The 18,462-nt window shown below is 40.2% G+C and carries 16 protein-coding genes; all 16 read right to left on the bottom strand.

Annotation, left to right across the window (positions count from 1 at the left end):
- Window positions 1-28: 28 nt before the first annotated feature.
- The 16 genes from MHH37_RS05480 to MHH37_RS05405 all read right to left on the bottom strand — a co-directional run bounded on the left by MHH37_RS05480 (window position 29) and on the right by MHH37_RS05405 (window position 18,410).
- The gene (locus MHH37_RS05480) at window positions 29-793 is read right to left on the bottom strand and encodes a CpsB/CapC family capsule biosynthesis tyrosine phosphatase (RefSeq protein WP_342575329.1); all 765 of its coding nucleotides are present in this window, start codon (window positions 791-793) and stop codon (window positions 29-31) included.
- 276 nt (window positions 794-1,069) lie between these two features.
- A complete protein-coding gene (gene rny / locus MHH37_RS05475; RefSeq protein ID WP_008403194.1) occupies window positions 1,070-2,623 on the bottom strand; it encodes a ribonuclease Y in 1,554 nt (517 codons plus the stop codon).
- 731 nt (window positions 2,624-3,354) lie between these two features.
- A complete protein-coding gene (gene recA / locus MHH37_RS05470) occupies window positions 3,355-4,428 on the bottom strand; it encodes a recombinase RecA (protein WP_339264003.1) in 1,074 nt (357 codons plus the stop codon).
- 166 nt (window positions 4,429-4,594) lie between these two features.
- Window positions 4,595-5,854: a competence/damage-inducible protein A gene (locus MHH37_RS05465; protein WP_342575326.1), complete on the bottom strand. Its 1,260-nt coding sequence runs from the start codon at window positions 5,852-5,854 to the stop codon at window positions 4,595-4,597.
- Between the two features lie 304 nt (window positions 5,855-6,158).
- The gene (gene pgsA / locus MHH37_RS05460; RefSeq protein WP_342575325.1) at window positions 6,159-6,737 is read right to left on the bottom strand and encodes a CDP-diacylglycerol--glycerol-3-phosphate 3-phosphatidyltransferase; all 579 of its coding nucleotides are present in this window, start codon (window positions 6,735-6,737) and stop codon (window positions 6,159-6,161) included.
- 46 nt (window positions 6,738-6,783) lie between these two features.
- Window positions 6,784-7,686 (bottom strand): RodZ domain-containing protein, encoded by a 903-nt coding sequence (locus tag MHH37_RS05455; protein ID WP_231918688.1) that lies wholly within the window; start codon window positions 7,684-7,686, stop codon window positions 6,784-6,786.
- A gap of 54 nt (window positions 7,687-7,740) precedes the next feature.
- A complete protein-coding gene (locus tag MHH37_RS05450; protein WP_008403200.1) occupies window positions 7,741-8,529 on the bottom strand; it encodes a DUF3388 domain-containing protein in 789 nt (262 codons plus the stop codon).
- Window positions 8,530-8,796: 267 nt separating this feature from the next.
- Window positions 8,797-9,054, bottom strand: coding sequence for a DUF3243 domain-containing protein (locus MHH37_RS05445; RefSeq protein ID WP_008403201.1), 258 nt, complete (start codon window positions 9,052-9,054; stop codon window positions 8,797-8,799).
- A gap of 47 nt (window positions 9,055-9,101) precedes the next feature.
- Window positions 9,102-9,830, bottom strand: coding sequence for an SDR family oxidoreductase (locus MHH37_RS05440; RefSeq protein ID WP_008403202.1), 729 nt, complete (start codon window positions 9,828-9,830; stop codon window positions 9,102-9,104).
- Window positions 9,827-11,131 carry a pitrilysin family protein gene (locus MHH37_RS05435; RefSeq protein WP_008403203.1) on the bottom strand — a complete coding sequence of 435 codons (1,305 nt, stop codon included), beginning with the start codon at window positions 11,129-11,131 and terminating at the stop codon, window positions 9,827-9,829. The genes MHH37_RS05440 and MHH37_RS05435 overlap by 4 nt, the downstream gene beginning before the upstream one ends.
- A 3-nt stretch (window positions 11,132-11,134) precedes the next feature.
- Window positions 11,135-12,397, bottom strand: a complete 1,263-nt coding sequence (locus MHH37_RS05430) for a pitrilysin family protein (RefSeq protein ID WP_342575323.1) — start codon at window positions 12,395-12,397, stop codon at window positions 11,135-11,137.
- 414 nt (window positions 12,398-12,811) lie between these two features.
- Window positions 12,812-13,021 (bottom strand): hypothetical protein, encoded by a 210-nt coding sequence (locus MHH37_RS05425; RefSeq protein ID WP_342575322.1) that lies wholly within the window; start codon window positions 13,019-13,021, stop codon window positions 12,812-12,814.
- Between the two features lie 466 nt (window positions 13,022-13,487).
- Window positions 13,488-14,447 (bottom strand): ABC transporter permease, encoded by a 960-nt coding sequence (locus tag MHH37_RS05420; RefSeq protein ID WP_008403208.1) that lies wholly within the window; start codon window positions 14,445-14,447, stop codon window positions 13,488-13,490.
- A 1-nt stretch (window position 14,448) separates the two neighbouring features.
- On the bottom strand, window positions 14,449-15,498 hold the full coding sequence (locus tag MHH37_RS05415; RefSeq protein WP_008403209.1) for an ABC transporter permease: 1,050 nt from the start codon (window positions 15,496-15,498) through the stop codon (window positions 14,449-14,451).
- The gene (locus MHH37_RS05410; RefSeq protein WP_014824454.1) at window positions 15,498-17,039 is read right to left on the bottom strand and encodes an ABC transporter ATP-binding protein; all 1,542 of its coding nucleotides are present in this window, start codon (window positions 17,037-17,039) and stop codon (window positions 15,498-15,500) included. Before MHH37_RS05410 ends, MHH37_RS05415 begins: the two co-directional genes overlap by 1 nt.
- Window positions 17,040-17,297: 258 nt before the next feature.
- A complete protein-coding gene (locus tag MHH37_RS05405; RefSeq protein ID WP_008403211.1) occupies window positions 17,298-18,410 on the bottom strand; it encodes a BMP family protein in 1,113 nt (370 codons plus the stop codon).
- Between the last annotated feature and the right edge of the window lie 52 nt (window positions 18,411-18,462).

Raw genomic sequence — 18,462 nt, 5'->3', positions numbered from 1 at the left:
ATAGGCAGTAAGCGGTAAGTTATATAAACTAAAAAATTAACCAGGATTTTTTAAATTGTACTTCCTCTGGTTCATATAATATAAAATTTTTATTTTCAATTATCCGAGCATTATTCTCTAACAATAACTCTATCGCATCAAATTGTTTCTTTTTTTCTAAAAATGATAGTCCTGCATTAAAGAGAATTGGTCGCGTAGTTAGATTATGGACATCAGAACCATACGTATGAACTAAGTTAGATTTTACTAAATCTAATGAAAGCTTTTGAAGCTTTTTTCCAAATTGCCCTGCAAGACTTCCAGCAGTAATTTGTGTCATTGCCCCTTCCCTTACTAACTCCTCTAGCTTGCTTGGGCGTTCTGCAATTACTTTATTACGCTCTGGATGCGCTATAATTGGGATAATTCCTTTTAATTTAAGCTTAATGATAATTTCCTTTGTATAGAATGGGATAGTATGGGACGGTAATTCAATGAGTATATATTTGGAATTTGCAAGGGTTAATACTTTCCTTTCCTCTAATAGTGTAGAAAGCTCTCCGACTAAGCGCACTTCTTGTCCAGCATATATTTTTAAAGGAATATTATATTTATTTACCTGTTGCTGTATAATAGCAATCTGTTCATACACCGTTTCGGGAGATACATGGTACAGAGGATGGAAACTATGTGAAGTTGCAATTATTGCTGTGATTCCTTCATCCACAGCTTTTTGCAACATTTCAAGTGTATGCTGCAATTCTTTTGGCCCATCATCAACTCCAAATAATATATGGCTATGGATATCAATCATTGTCTTTTCCCCTCTCTCTATTAATTTTAAGAAGAATTCCTACGAAGCCTTATAAATACGCAAATCTCTATATTATAATATATGAATAAAAAAATGCTCTTAAAACTCTAAAACTCTTTTATAATGCCCTAAATAATTATTATTAATTTCAAATTTCCTTAAAGGCTGAATGAGAAATATAAAATTTTATATAATAAAAATCCCCATTTCATAGATTAGTTTCTATGAAATGGGGAGCTATTTACAAAAGTTAAAAATAAAATTATACGTTAATAATTATTTCGCATACTCCACTGAACGTGTTTCACGAATAACTGTTACTTTAATGTGACCTGGGTAATCGAGTTCTTCTTCAATGCGTTTGCGGATATCTCGCGCTAAACGATGTGATGCCAGATCATCGATTTTTTCAGGCTGTACGATGATACGTACTTCACGACCTGCTTGGATCGCGAATGATTTTTCAACGCCGTCATAGCTTTCCGAAATTTCTTCCAGCTTTTCAAGGCGGCGAATATAGTTTTCCAATGTTTCACTGCGGGCACCTGGGCGGGCTGCTGATAATGCATCGGCTGCTGCTACAAGTACGGCGATAACTGAAGTTGCTTCTGTGTCACCATGGTGGGATGCAATCGAGTTAATAACAACTGGGTGTTCTTTATACTTCGTTGCCAGTTCCACACCAATTTCTACGTGGCTTCCTTCGACTTCATGGTCAATCGCTTTACCGATATCATGCAGTAAACCTGCACGACGCGCTAATGTCACATCTTCGCCTAGTTCAGCAGCAAGTAATCCTGCTAAGTGGGCTACTTCGATTGAGTGTTTTAATACATTTTGACCATAGCTTGTACGGTATTTCATACGACCTAGGATCTTCATTAAATCCGGATGCAGGTTATGAATACCTACTTCAAATGTTGTTTGCTCACCTGTTTCGCGGATTTGCTCGTCCACTTCACGGCGGGATTTTTCAACCATTTCTTCGATACGTGCCGGGTGAATACGACCATCTTGAACTAGTTTTTCTAATGCAAGACGAGCTGTTTCGCGGCGGATCGGATCAAAGCCGGATAAAATAACTGCTTCAGGTGTATCATCAATAATCAGATCAATACCTGTAAGTGTTTCTAATGTACGGATGTTACGGCCTTCACGACCAATAATGCGGCCTTTCATCTCATCATTTGGTAGATTTACAACGGACACTGTTGTTTCTGCAACATGGTCAGCTGCAAAGCGTTGTAATGCAAGTGATAAAATTTCTCGAGCCTTTTTGTCTGATTCTTCTTTTGCACGCAATTCTGATTCCTTCGTCATTACAGCGATATCTGTAGAAAGTTCGTTTTCAACTTCCTTCAAGATAACCTCTTTCGCCTCTTCGCGCGTCAGAGCTGCAATGCGCTCAAGCTCAGTTTTTTGACTTGCAACAAGTTGTTCTACTTTGCTTTCCATCTGTTCAATATGCTGTTGTCTGCTTGCCAGAGCTTCTTCCTTACGCTCTAAGCTTATCTCTCTTTTGTTCAGAGTTTCATCTTTGCGGTCAAGGTTTTCTTCTCTTTGCAATAAACGGTTCTCTTGTTTCTGAAGTTCTCCACGACGGTCACGAATGTCATTTTCCGCTTCAGTACGAAATTTGTGAGTTTCATCCTTTGCTTCAAGCAGTGCTTCTTTTTTCAGTGCATCCGCTTCACGTTTCGCGTCTTCCACGATTTGCTCGGCAACATGCTTTGCACCAGTCACTTTTGAATCATTCACGTTTTTCATGTAGAAATAGATAACAGCGACACCGACAGCGAATCCTAGCAAAGCAGGGAGTATCATTTCCATATCGTTTCCCTCCTATGCCTATATATGTCTGATGTTCTTTTAGTCGGCATAATATATCTGAATTATTCAAACATACCGCCTATTCATTTCAAAATTTAGAAATTATACATTTTAATTGTATAGTTCAAAATAAGGTATGTCAAGAATAGCCATGGTTTAAGGGGTTTTTTATATTTTTTTGGACCATTAGGGGACTTCCAGAAATTAGTCCGGAATGTGGTGGCGGGTTACCAATCTTTTCTATAAAGAATCCGGTTAACGCGATTTGCGGGCTGCCAGGAGGCGGGAAGTTCTAATATAGTTCTAAAAGTTCTAATATATTTTTATTTGTTCTAATAAACTTGCGATTTTCTAATATATTCTGTACTTCTTCAAATATGTCGTACCGATTTTCAAATATCCTCTTCGAATCTTCTAATATGGGGTGGATATTTTCTAATATAACAAACATTTGTTCTAATAAAAATCCATGCTTTATTTTTCCCACCGGTTTTACCTAGAAAAATTCAATCAAAGTCGGCTAAGTCATTCCCATTTTCTAATATCTCCTTCCCATCTTCTAATAACACTCAAAGATCGTCTAATAAAACCTATATTTGTTCTAATAAACTCCAACGCTACCCTAACCCAACAGGTACTTCAACCAAAGACCGCCCCACCCTAGCTATAAAACCGCCCTTCCCTAACAAAAACAAAAACCCAAGCAAATTTCTTCGCTTGGGTCTGTAACATTATTCTTTATCTTTTTCGTCTTCAAATAGTTCTAGTTCGTCCAGTTCTTCTTCAGTTGTATCGTTGGCGCCGATTGTGTAGCCTAGTTCGCCGATACCGAAGTGTTGACGGATTTTTTCTGTCACTTCTTCTTTGATTGCAGGGTTTTCTTTGAAGAATTGTTTTACATTTTCACGACCTTGGCCGATTCGTTCGCTGTTGTATGAATACCAAGAACCACTCTTTTGGATGATGTCCAGTTCTGCACCGATGTCGACGATTTCGCCTTCTTTTGAAATCCCTTCGCCGTACATAATATCCACTTCCGCTGTACGGAATGGTGGTGCTACTTTATTTTTAACGACTTTGATTTTCGTTTTGTTCCCGATAATTTCTGTACCTTGTTTGATCGCTTCACCGCGTCGTACTTCTAAACGGATAGAAGAGTAGAATTTAAGGGCACGTCCACCTGTTGTTGTTTCCGGGTTACCGAACATAACACCGATTTTTTCACGAACTTGGTTGATGAAAATAGCAAGCGTATTCGATTTATTAATAACACCTGATAATTTACGTAATGCCTGTGACATTAAACGCGCTTGGAGACCCATGTGCGAGTCACCCATTTCGCCTTCGATCTCGGCTTTTGGCACTAATGCCGCTACAGAGTCGATTACGATAATATCAATTGCACCAGAACGTACTAATGCTTCCGCGATTTCAAGTGCTTGTTCACCTGTATCCGGCTGTGATAATAATAATTCGTCAATGTTAACGCCTAATTTTTGTGCATATACCGGGTCAAGTGCGTGCTCAGCATCGATAAACGCTGCCGTACCGCCGTTTGCCTGAATTTCTGCGATGGCATGTAATGTAACTGTTGTTTTACCAGATGATTCCGGTCCGTAAACTTCTACAATACGTCCGCGCGGGTAGCCGCCTATACCTAATGCTGCATCAATTGCGATAGAGCCTGATGAAGTAGTCTCCATATGACGGTTCGAGTTTTCACCTAACTTCATGACAGAACCTTTACCGAATTGTTTTTCTATTTGTTTTAACGCCATATCTAATGCTGCTTTACGATCGCTCAAACTATTTCCTCCTTAAGAAAAAGCTTTATTTAACTTATGTCTCTATTATACTTGCTAATGAGATAACATTCAAGAAAAAAGCGAACATATTTTCGCTTTTTCTTTGAATGTTTCTAAATGCCTTTAAATCACTGATCAAATCGTCTTTATCAAAAGAAAACGACAACTAAATCAGCTTTTTGTATCCTTGATTCGCTAATTCTCTCATTAAATAGCTGAACGTAAACTTCACTGCGCGAATTCGGTTCGTATTTCTTGAACCGGTTAATTGCAGTCGGTACGTGAGCGGTTCTGTGTCACCGATCTTTATGCCAACCCAGATTGATCCTGCAGGCTGTCCGTCATGATCACCCGGTCCTGCTGCACCTGTCAACCCAACGCCGATATCTGTACCGAACTTTTCACGGACTTGTGTTGCCATTGCTGCTGCACATTCACTGCTGACGATGCCTTTTTCATCAAGCAGTTCACCGGAAACACCGAGGTGCTTAATTTTCGCTTCTTTCGTATACGTCACAACACCGCCGATTAATGCAGATCCAACACCCGGGATTTCTGCCAGCTCCGACTGGAACAGACCGGCCGTTAAACTTTCAGCAGCGGAAACTGTTAATTCATTTTCAAGAAGCATTTGCACAAGCTTGAAACCTAATGATTCATCATTTACACCGTAATAGTATTCTCCGACGATATCGAGAATTTCACGTTTCTTTAACTCAATCAGACGGAATGCCTGTTGTTCGTTTTGCGCTTTTGCCGTAATGCGCAATGTTACTTCACCATCTGAAGCAAGCGGGGCAACTGTAGGGTTTGTCTGTTCATCCAAAATACTCTGTATGCGGGTTTCCATATCTGCTTCACCGATCCCGTAAAAACGTAGTACATGCGATAAAATTACCCCGCCGTCATGTAGAAGTGCCGCCAGTTTTGGCTTCGTTTCATATTGGAACATTGGCTCAAGTTCTTTTGGCGGACCCGGCAGTAAAATATAAATACGGTCATTTTCCTCCAAAAACATACCCGGTGCCATCCCATGCTGGTTCAACAAGACATCGCAGCCATCCAGCACTAGCGCCTGTTTCCGGTTGTTTTCCGTCATCGGTCGTCTTTGCTTCGAGAAAAATTCCTCAATCGCAAACAGCGCCGTTTCATCAAATACTAACGTACGATTCAAATGCTTCGCAATCGCTTCTTTCGTCAGATCATCCTTTGTCGGACCTAAACCACCTGAGAAAATAATTACATCCGCGCGCTGTTCCGCAATTTTGATCGCCTCTAGTAGCCGCGCCTCGTTATCTCCTACAACTGTATGATAATAAACATTAATGCCAAGTTCCGAAAGCTGGCTCGAAATAAATTTCGCATTCGTGTTGGCGATTTGTCCTAATAATAATTCCGATCCTACCGCTATAATTTCTGCATTCATTCCTAAAACCCCCTAAATATCAATTACGCCTCGGCGGAATTGCAGGCACACAGGATGTGGGTCAGTCAGCCATTGTCGCACGACGCGACGTTTTTTGGCTGACTTCCATTCCTTTAAAAAATCTGTGACATCTGCCAGAGGCTTTTTTACAGCAGTTGTTTTGTCAACTGCTGTAAAAATAAAGAAAACTAGATTAGAAAAACAGCGCCGTCCAAAATGCACGGGCAACTGTTATGTCTTTTATGGATACTTATTACTATTACCTATCCTAAAAGAAATTCTAACCTAGTTTTAGAAATTTTATTTATTTTGAATCCAATAATGCACGACGGTTTATATAGAAATAATCCCATCCAGACCATACTGTAAAGAACAATGCTACATAAAGCATAATCATATCAAAAGGTATGCCAACTAATGTAAAAATCGTATTGTGTAAAATTAATGCAGAAATCGCCACGATTTGGGCCCAAGTCTTAATTTTACCAAGCTGGTTAGCCGCTATGACTTCCCCTTGTCCTGCTAAAATCAGTCGAAGTCCCGTTACCGCGAACTCACGCGAAATAATGATAATGACAATCCACGCAGGTGCCAAGTCGATTTCCACCAATAAAATAAAGGCAGCGGAAACGAGCAGCTTATCTGCAAGCGGGTCCAAAAACTTCCCTAAGTTCGTCACTAAATTATATTTGCGGGCATAGTAGCCATCTACCCAGTCCGTTGCAGAAGCGAAAATAAAAATAAGTGCCCCGACAAAATAGTTCACTTGCATTTCCGCGCCAAACAGCGTCATATTCCCCCAACCGAAATCAAACATCATTACAATCACAAATAGTGGGATCAATAAAATGCGCGAGACTGTAATCTTATTTGGTATGTTCATTTGCTAACACCTTTCGTCTAAAGAAAAGAGCCATCTTTTAAGATGACTACTCTCCTTGTCCTTCATTCACTAACTTTAAAATCACGTTTTGAGAAACCATATCTTGTGCGTATGCTAATTCTACATCATTTACGTAAACTTTTGCCACTTTTGAGTTTCCTAAGCGAATACGTGCATAACCGTTTGCCGTTGAATCATGTTCTACTACTTCTCCAGCTTTGTAGACACGTGCATTTACTTGCTCTTGGCGGTTTTCATTACGAATGCCAACCCATGTATCACCTGCTACTTCAACACGGATATTCAGGCTGTCTGTTCCCGATACTTCAAACGTTGTATCTTCACCTTGTACAACACCTTCACTGATTGTTTGAGCTGCTTCAGGCTCTTCTGTGACAGGTTCTTCAGGCTCAGTGTTTTCTTCTGTGTCTGCATCTGTGTTTTCTTCGCTGTCTTCAACAGGTTTTGTTGGTGTTGAATTAGGATTTTGTTCGTATTCAATCGGTTCAATATCCTCTTCTGCTCCATCCGGGGTACTGCCCGTTTTTTGAATGTAGAGAGTTGTAATCACGACAATAATGACAATCGCAAACAATGCGACGATCAACTTCGGCATTGCTTCATTCATTTTATTGCTCGATGTCGCTTTCATATTGCGGCGACTCGGACTTTGTGTGAATGATTGAGCGACCTCTTCTTTTTGCATTTCCGGAATATCTTTTCGATACTCAGTCAATACTTCATCCGCATCTAATCCAACTGCCTCTGCATATTGCTTAATGAAGGCACGTACATAGAAAGAACCAGGCATAATAGTATAGTTGCCTTCTTCGATTCCTATTAAATAACGTTTTTGGATTTTTGTGATGTTTTGTAAATCATCTAAACTATAACCTCTAGCTAATCTCGCTTCTTTCAAGCGAGCTCCTAGTTCCGTCAAAAAAAACACCTACTTTTAATATATTCAAATAATGGGAGCACATACTATGTACCCTCATATTTACTAAAAATCAAATCCGCCAAAATGGTCTGTACTTGATAACATATTATTCTTTTCAATAATTTCATATGTTATTTCTTCATCCGGCTCATGGCGCAATTCGATAATATAGTCAAAATCTTCTATTTTATATGATGAATGCTGTACGAACAGATCTGGATGCTCAATGACTTTAATCGTCGGCATACCCATGATTTCCCGAACTAACTGCTGGTGGCGTTCATCCGTCGAGCGACGTGTGACGGCACCGTCCATTATAAAAATATTATTCCCATTAAACTCATCGCCCATTAACGTATTCCGGACGGTTTGTTTAATCATAGTAGAAGAAATGAAAATCCATTTTTTATTCGCGCACACACTTGCGGCAACGATTGACTCTGTCTTTCCTACACGCGGCATTCCACGGATCCCAATTAATTTATGCCCTTCCTTTTTAAATAATTCGGCCATAAAATCAACTAAAATTCCTAATTCGTCACGTACGAACCGGAATGTATTTTTTTCATCCGCATCTTTCGGTATATAATGCCCATGCCGAACAGCCAACCGATCACGCAGCTTTGGCTCACGAAATCTTGTTACATTAATATTTTCCATTGTTGAGACGATTGAAATAAAACGCTGGATAGATTCTTCGTTTTCTGTAGATAACAGCATTCCACGATGCTCCTCATCCACACCGTTAATCGAGACAATATTAACGCGAAGCATTCCTAACAGCGATGCAATATCTCCTAATAAACCTGGTCGATTCACTTGAATTTCATATTCAAAATACCATTCGCCCATTTTGTATCTGTCCCCTCATAATAGAAACGTATTTATTTCTTACAAGTTCCATCATAGCGGATTTTCTACCTATTGAAAAGTTAGAAAGCCACGTTTTTGTTAGTTTTCTTGAAATAATTTTTAAAAAAACCCGTTCTGGAAGTAACAATGTTGGACAATCATGCATTTATAGTTGGAGATTGGTTCGATTAGTAAATCATGCAAATATGTAAACCGAAAAAAATGCCGCTCACTTATGCAGTGAGTGACATTTTTTCGTATAGCCGATTAGTGTTGTGGCTTATTTTGAACGAGCTTCATAATACAGCTTGCAATTGCTTGCTTTTCGTCCTTTTCGGCAACAGACCATAAGTCTGATAACACACGCTCTTGCTCGTTTTGTGGGTCAACGTTTTTCGCAAGATATTCACCAATCTGAACTGCGGCCTTCTCAATCATTTTATTAGGCATGCCGCTTTCTTTTGCATCAGATACTTGTTTACCTAAGAAGCTTGTCCATTGTTCCCAGTTTTGTAAAAGTCCCATTTGCTTTCCCTCCTCTCGCACAATTAGTATGTGCGGATATCAGGAAATTATATGTACCAACCGCCATTAACTCGAATTATTTGCCCTGTCACATAATCCGCACGTCCGCTTAAATAAAAAGCCGCCATATTCGCGATATCGAGTGCTTCCCCAAAAGATTGTAAAGGAATTTGACTTTCGATTATTTCGCGCTCCTCGGCATCAAACTTTGCGTTCATCTTCGTATTAATAATTCCAGGTGCAATTGCATTAACACGAATGCCGCTAAACGCCGCTTCCTGCGAGTATGCTTTTACGAAACTGTGCTGAGCGCCTTTTACAGCTGAGTAGGCTACTTCGCCCGCTGCTCCGACATCACCCCAGATTGAACCGATGACAAGCACATAGCTGACTTTGTTCGCTCGTAATTTGCCCGCGAGCAGTGCGGTTGTTCGCATCGGATTTTGTACATGGACGTGCCAAAGTTTGGTCATTTCCGCGGCTGGTGTGTTTTCCAGCAAATCATAATATGCATGGCCGTTCGCATAAACGATCGCCTGTAAAGAATAAATTTGGGCGGCAATTTGTTCCGCCCCGGTGTCACTGCTGAAATCTGCTTTTACTGGTATAAACTCCTGATTCGGAAAGTTTTCGGTAAACGTTTGAAGCATACTGTCAATGACAGTATGCCCTGTGTGATAATGCAGATAGAGTGACCAGCCATCCTGTGCTAACTGCTGGCAAATCGCTTGCCCAATCGCACCGGATGCACCGCAAACTAATGCAAACTTCTTCATTTTTGATCGCGCCCGCTAACCGGCATGATTGTAAACACCGTTTGTTGCTCTTCACCTTGAATCGTCTTAAATGCATTGACGATATCTTCGACTGTAATCGTCTCCAGCACCGGTACCACATCAAATAAGTTCATGTCGTTAAATTTATAACGTGTAAACTGGTTGGCGATAAATTCAATCGAATTCAATGCGCGCAGGAAGAAACCGATTTTTTTGCGTTTAATACGTTCTACATCTTCAGAAGTGAATAAGTTCTCCTGTTCTGATTGTGCAAGCTTCTCTTTAATCAATTTGGCAAGCTGCTCCGGCTGCTCCGAATCAGAGCCGATCAGTGCAAAACCGTAGCCATTTTCCAATGAGAAATCATAGCCGTATGATTCGTCAATTAAGCCGTTTTCATATACATCTGTATAGAACGATGAAGCGCGGCCGAATAAACATTCAACGCCGATCTGAACAGCAAGCTCATGCTTCAGCATTTCTTCGCCGCTTAAATCAACCTGCTTCGCCTTTAAACCAACATACACTTTAGGTTTTTGGACATCCATATGAAGCACGCGCTCTTTTTCTGCCACATTTGTTGGTTCTTCATCAAACAAACGTTTTAAATCTGTCGGCTTCTGGAACGTCTTTTTGTTTTGGTTGTCTTCAATAAATGCCATCATTTCAACAGGATCTACAGCACCGATTACGAACAACAGCATATTTGATGGATGGTAAAACGTGTTGTAGCACGTATATAAATGCTCGGCCGTAATTCCGTCAATTGACTCGATCGTGCCGGCAATATCAATTTTCACCGGGTGGTTATGATACATGTTTTCGATCGCGCCAAAATATAAACGCCAATCCGGCTGGTCATCGTACATCGTAATTTCCTGTCCGATAATGCCTTTTTCTTTATTCACCGTTTCTTCTGTGAAGTACGGCTCCTGAACGAAATTCAATAATGTTTCTGTACTTTTATAAATATGGTCTGTTGCTGAGAACAGATATGCTGTGCGGGTAAATGATGTAAACGCATTCGCCTGCGCACCGACTTCACTGAACTTTTGGAATACATCCCCGTCTTCTTTTTCGAACATTTTATGCTCTAAAAAGTGGGCAATCCCGTCCGGAACAGTAACCGGTTCTGTTTCTCCAATCGGTACGAATGTACGGTCAATCGAACCATATTTTGTTGTGAATGTCACAAATGTTTTTGAAAAGCCTTTTTTCGGCAAAATGTATACGTCTAATCCATTGTTTAGCTGCTTGTAATATAATGTTTCATCTAGTTGCTGGAATTCAATTGTTTCCATGGATTACTCCCCCTTACCGCATAAGAAATACGTTGCTTCTAATTTAATATCCTGTGCCACTTTTTGCACATCTTCTTTTGACACAGCTTGCCAGCGTGCAGTCCACGTATCCAAATTAAACGGTTCGTCTAATGCTTTGTATTGATCAAAAATTTCGATTTGGCCACGAGGTGAATCCAATGCTTCTTTTAACTGGTTAATAAGCATCGCCTTCGTTTGCGCCAATTCTAAATCGGTAATTTCTCCGTTTTGCATCACTTTTAACTGTTCAGCAATTAGTTGGCGTGCCTTTTCTTCATTTGCCGGCTCAATACCTGACACGACAAACAATAATCCGTATTGAGAAGCGTAAGAACTTGATGCATAATAAGCTAAACTTTCTTTTTCACGGACATTCATAAATAATTTTGAATGGGCATATCCGCCAAAGATACCGTTGAAAATTTGCATGATTGGGAAATCTTTATCGCCAAATCGTACAGGTGTCGAGTAGCCGATATGCAGTTTCCCTTGTTTCATTTCCTGCGTTTCTTTTGTGTACGGTTCAATGTTTGCAGGAGTTGTATCTTCTTTTGTTGTCTGATGTGCATCGCGGTCAGCAAACGGGAATGCTGCTTTTAGCTGCTGCGTCATTTCTTCGATATTAATATCGCCGACAACGTAAATATCAATGACATCATTTGCTAGCATATCTTCATATGTTTTTGTTAATGATTGTGGTGTAATTGCTTTTACAGCTTCGATATTTCCGTTTGCAGAAAATGATGCTGCGCTGTTTGGACGGATAATTTCTGTTAAACGTTTTTGTGCATAGCGTGACTTGTCATCAAAAATGGATTGGATACGTTGGATGACCATCTCTTTTTCGCGGTTGACAATTGATTCTTTAAATACGCCGTTTTCGAAGTTCGGTTTGAAGATTGCTTCATGGATCAGATCGATTACTTCATTTAATACATTGCCATGTGATAAATACTGGTCGTTTACTGTTTCGACATTTAATAGTACAGTATGCTCCTGACCGCGCTTTGCTGTGTCAAAATACAATACTGTGCCAAAAAGGTCATCTAAATAGCTGCGGTAACTTGCCGATGTTGGAAATTTTTCGTTGCTGTGCTGCAGGACATTCGATAATACTGTACGCTGTGCCGCTGTTTCTTCATTTAATGGTGCTCTCCATTTGATCGAAAAGTTCACCGTTTTGAATTGGGCGGTTTGTCGTATATGAAGCGAAACACCTTTCGCAATTTCGGTTGTTAAAAACAAAAAAACTCCTCCTGACTACCTCGTGAATATAAATATAAATGCTTCTTCTCTACTATACATGTGTTGCCTTGATTTGTGCAAAGTTATTATCCGTACTAAGTGTTCCCTAATTCGTGACATTTATGAATAAAAAGTATGAACGGTAAAAAATTAAAAATATTTCTTTTTATAATAAAATTTCTAGACACTTTCTGCGTTTCTTAATGGAGTCCGTTGTGCTGCGTTCCGGGAGGCCAACACGATGTTGGTCACGAATGCGTTGTCACACGATGTGACGCTCTTAGCATTCGTTCCTTTATTCCTGGGGGCGTGGCTCCAACTAACTTGATGTTTGCCTCTACGGCGGGATACATCAAGTGGATTTTCCGCGCACGCTTAATCCCCTAGGAGTCGGCCCCCTCCACTCCGCACAACTCAGGTTTGGTATGTGGTCAGGGCTTCTTGTTTAATTTGGGTAAAGGTTTGTTGAATTTTATTGCCTTTCTCTTCAATAAGTTCGCGTTTCCATTCAACTTGGCTAATTAAATTCGCGTTTTCTATTTTCCAGAGGGGGTATTTCCACTTTATATGAATAGCTTTCACTTTCGCTGTAAAAAATTCTACTTTCTTTTTAGGATGTTCCACTTTCTTATGCAACTTAGCTAATAAAACCCTGGCTTTCTTCTTTTCGAGTGCGCCGTTCTACTTTTCTATAAATAGCTTCCACTTTAGTCGCAGGCCTTTCTACTATTTCTTCATTACCTTCTACTTTCCCACGTGACTTGGCTAATAAATTTCAGCTTTCTACTTTTCAGGCGAACTGTCCTACTTTTGCAGAAATAGTTTCCACTTTAATCGCAGAACCTTCTACTTTCTATTCAAAACATTCTACTTTCTACAGCAACTGGGCTAATAAAATTCGGTTTTTCTAGTTTCTAGAAATCCGTTCTACTTTTACATGAAAAGTTTCCACTTCAGCCGCAGAACTTTCCACTTTCTCTTCAATCAGTTCTACTTTCTCCAGCAATTTGGCTATTAAATTCAGTGCCCACACTTATTCAACATAAAAAAACCGCCTGTACAAATCCACTTTGTACAGACGGTTCTATAATTAGCGTTTTCCTTTGATGTATGGAACGCCTGATGCTTTTGGTGCTACTGCTTTTCCTACGAAGCCTGCTAATGCCAGGATTGTCAGGACGTACGGCAGGACTTGCAGGATGACTGGTGGGATATCCTGAATGTATGGGATGTTCCCGCCACCGATACTTAATGTTTGTGCTAATCCGAAGAACAGTGCAGCACCTAGGGTACCAAGTGGATGCCATTTACCGAAGATCATTGCGGCAATGGCGATGAAACCTTGTCCTGCTACTGTAGAGCCAGAGAAATCACCAGATGATGTCATAGCCAATGAAGCACCACCAACACCTGCTAATGCACCGGAAATCATAACGCCGATATAACGCATTTTTGCTACGTTAATCCCCATCGTATCCGCTGCCATTGGATGTTCTCCTACTGATCGAATACGTAAACCGAATGGCATTTTGTAAAGAACAAACCATGCTCCTACCGCAACAACCAATGCGATAATTGTTGTAGAGTATACATTTTGGAACAAAAGCGGTCCTAAAAACGGTATATCGGATAAATACGGTATTTCAAAACGTTGTAATGGCGCTGAAACCATGTCTGTTTGACCTTTACCGTAAATTAATTTTACCAAGAATACTGTAATCGCTGCAGCAAGCATGTTCAGGGCAACACCTGTAACAGTTTGGTCTGCACGGAATGTTACGGCTGCAACGGCAATAATCAACGAGAAAATTGCCCCTGCCAACAACGCTGCCAATAAAGCCAGCCAAATGACGTTTTTCCCAAAATCAGCATAGTATTCAAGGTTTATATAAATACCTGTAAATGCACCGACAATCATTAACCCTTCAACACCAAGACCGATTACCCCTGCACGCTCCGAGAATAGAGCCCCGATACCTGTTAAAATAAGCGGTGTTGCGTATAAAAGGGCAGAAGGGACGATAAAGTATAACACTTCTAAAAAGCTCATGTTACTTGCCCTCCTTTTTCTTTCCGAATTTCTGTAAACCAACACGTAAAATATAGCCTGATGCTACGAATAAAATAATTACTGCGATAATGATCGATACGATTTCTTCCGGAATTCCAGCTTCGTTCGGCATGTTTAAAGAACCGTATTTCAGGGAACCGAATAATGAAGCCCCGAAGAATACACCGATTGGATTGTTTGCACCAAGTAATGCTACGGCAATCCCGTCGAATCCGATACCTGAAGCAGCTGCTTTAATCGATGCGTTCTGGTATGTTCCCAATGCTTCCATCGCACCGCCAAGACCGGCGAATACACCGGAAATTGTCATCGCTAAAATGATATTGCGGTTTACGTTCATACCAGCATATTCAGCAGCGTTTTTATTGAAACCTACTGCTTTCAACTCATAACCGCGCGTTGTTTTTTCTAAAATGAACCACATGACAACAACCATGATCAGCGCAACGATAATCCCTAAGTGAAGACTTGAATTATCTGTAATGTCACGTAACCACTGATTACGTAATGTAGCGGACTCTAATACTGTCGGCGTTTTGAAACCGCCGTCTGATAATGATTTAATTGCAGCATTTGTTAAATATAATGCTGTGTAGTTTAACATGATCGACGCAATTACTTCGTGTACTTGAAGTTTTGCTTTCAGGAAACCGACGATAAATGCCCAGAATGCACCAGCTGCCGCAGCCGCTAGTAATGCTAATGGCAAGTGGATAATACGTGGTAATCCTTCAATTGCATATCCGACATATGCCGCTGCAAGCCAGCCCATTAATAGCTGACCTTCAACACCGATGTTGAATAATCCAGTACGGAAGGCGAATGCTACCGCAAGACCTGCTAAAATATACGGTGTAATTTGGCGAATTGTATTACCGATAGAATAAGAATCTCCGAAAATACCATTCCATAGGGCAGTATACCCATCGATTGCATCATAGCCGCTGACAACCATGATGATTCCGCCAACGAGTAATCCTAAAACTACCGAGATGAGTGGAACGAGCAGATTCACAACTCGATTTGACATTATTCGTTCCCCTCCTTAACTGCCTTTGCTTTACGTTTTTCACCGGCCATTAATAAGCCCAGCTCTTGTTCAGATGTTTCTTTCGGATAAACCGTATCGACGATTGTTCCGTCATAAATAACGGCAATGCGGTCAGAAACATTCATTACTTCATCTAATTCAAACGAAATTAATAATACGGCTTTTCCTTTATCACGTTGCTCGATTAAACGAGAGTGGATAAATTCAATTGCCCCAACGTCCAATCCACGAGTAGGAAGTGCTGCAATCAGCAGATCCGGATCACGGTCAACTTCACGGCCGATAATTGCTTTTTGCTGGTTACCGCCTGAAAGTGCACGTGCAGGCGTCATTTCGCCTTGACCTGTACGAACATCATACTCTTCAATAATTTTACGTGCTTTTTCGTTAATTTTCTTATAATCCATAATTGTGCCTTTTGAAATTGGCGATTTATAGTAAGTTTGTAGTGCGATATTGTGCCCAATAGGGAAATCCAGGACAAGCCCGTGTTTGTGACGGTCCTGAGGAATATGTCCTACCCCTGTTTCCGTAATTTCACGCGGTTTTAAACCTGTAATATCTTTGCCGCCTAAAGTAACTTTACCGCTCTTAATTTTACGAAGCCCTGTAATTGCTTCGATTAATTCTGATTGACCATTTCCGTCAATCCCTGCAATACCAACGATCTCACCACGACGAATCGATAAATTCAAACCTTTTACTTTTTCGACATCCCGGTAATCCGTTACAACAAGATTTTCGATTTTGAAGATTTCTTCAGTAGGGTTTGCTTCCCCTTTTTCTGTTTTGAATTCTACTTGTCGGCCTACCATTAATTCCGCAAGCTGATCCGGGTTTGTTTCGTTCGTTACGACTGTTCCAACCCCTTCACCTTTACGGATAATCGTTACACGGTCAGATACTTCCATAATTTCTTTTAGCTTATGCGTAATGATAATGATCGATTTGCCTTCTTTGATCAGAAGTTTTAAAATCGCCATTAATTCCGTAATCTCTTGCGGTGTTAATGATGCAGTGGGCTCGTCAAAAATAAGGATTTCCGCACCACGGTATAACGTTTTCAAAATTTCTACACGTTGTTGCATTCCGACAGAAATATCTTCAATTTTCGCATATGGATCCACATCCAGATTGTATTTCTTCGATAATGCAGCGATGTCTTTTGCGGCATCTTTAATGTTGATGGCTCCTAGTTTCGTAGGTTCACTACCTAAAATGATATTTTCCGTAACCGTAAAGTTCTCCACAAGCATAAAGTGCTGGTGGACCATTCCGATTCCTAAATCATTTGCTTTGTTTGGATCTGTAATTTTTACTGATTCTCCGCGTACTTTAATTTCTCCGGCTTCTGGTTGATATAGACCGAAAAGTACATTCATTAAAGTCGATTTACCTGCACCGTTTTCTCCTAGTAGTGCATGAATTTCGCCTTTTTTTAACTGGAGGGTGATATTGTTGTTTGCTACGAAATTACCGAACTCTTTACGGATTCCTAGCATTTCAATCACGTATTCCAATAGACTCACTCCCTTAGGCTATTTATCTTTTAAAATTATTTTTATAAAATTAACACATGAAAGATTTTTGGTAAAATCTTTCATCTATCAATTTTCAGACGAATTCAACACTAAACAGGTCTTTTTCTTACCATTCTATGAAAATATAACGCTTACATTTCTATCAATACTAAATTTACTGAATTTTTAAAACGCGCGTTCACATTAGAAAATCATCATAGGGAATAATTCCCCTATGATGATTACCATTAAGAATTATTATTTATCTTTCGGTTTTTCTTCTGAAACTTTAATTTCGCCAGAAGCAATCTTCTCTTTATATTCTTCTACTTTATCTAATACTTCTTGAGGAATTGCACCACGAGAATCTGCTAAGCCAACACCGTCTTCAGCTAAACCGTAAACAGTTGTTTCACCGCCTGGGAACTCACCGTTTTTCGCTTTTGTAGCGATATCCACTACTGCGTTGTTAACACCTTTTAACATAGAAGTTAAAGTGATGTTTGTAGAGTCATCCACTTGACCTTCTGCATATTGGTCAGCGTCAACACCGATTACCCATACGTTAGCATCTTTGTCTTTTGCTTTACGCTCTTTTGCTTCTGAGAATACACCGTTACCAGTACCACCAGCAGCGTGGAAAATAATGTCTACGCCAGAAGAGTACATTGAGTTCGCAGCAATTTTACCTTTAGATGCATCATCGAACACACCTGTGTAGTTTACTTGAATTTCGATATCCGGGTTAACAGCTTTAGCACCTTCGATGAAACCAGCGTGGAAGCGGTTAATTACTGGAATATCAACGCCGCCTACGAAACCGATTTTGCCTGATTCAGACATTGAAGCAGCAACAACACCAGCTAAGAAAGCACCTTCTTGTTCTTTGAACAGGATGTTTGCTACGTTGTCAGCTTCAACTTCAGCATCGATTAATGCCAACTGTGCATCTGGATTGTCATTAGCGATTTCTTCAATTGCATCACCCATCATGAAACCAACACCGAATACTAAATCGAAGTCACGACGTAATAAGTTGTTTAAGTTTGTGTTGTAGTCAGCATCTGATTGAGATTGTAAGTAGTCGAAACCACCTTCACCTTTAGAAAGGCCGTTGTCAGCACCGAACTGTTGAACACCTTCCCAAGCTGATTGGTTGAATGATTTGTCGTCTACACCACCAACGTCTGTTACCATTGCGATTGAGAAATCGCCAGAACCAGCGTCTGTGCTTGTTTCAGAACCAGAAGTAGAATCGTTTTTAGAAGTGTCTTTTGAATCAGTGCCCTCATCGTCAGTTCCGCATGCTGCCAAAATTGCACCAGTTGCTACTACAGAAGAAATTAATAAACCAAATTTACGCTTTTTCATTAATGAGTCCCCCTCAAAGGTAATTGATATTAGCAGGAATTAAATAATAGAA

Origin of the sequence: Solibacillus sp. FSL K6-1781 (assembly GCF_038630735.1) — a bacterium.
GTDB classification, from domain to species: Bacteria; Bacillota; Bacilli; order Bacillales_A; family Planococcaceae; genus Solibacillus; species Solibacillus silvestris.
The sequence above is the reverse complement of the archived record's forward strand: the minus strand, read 5'-3'. Positions and strand labels throughout refer to the sequence as shown.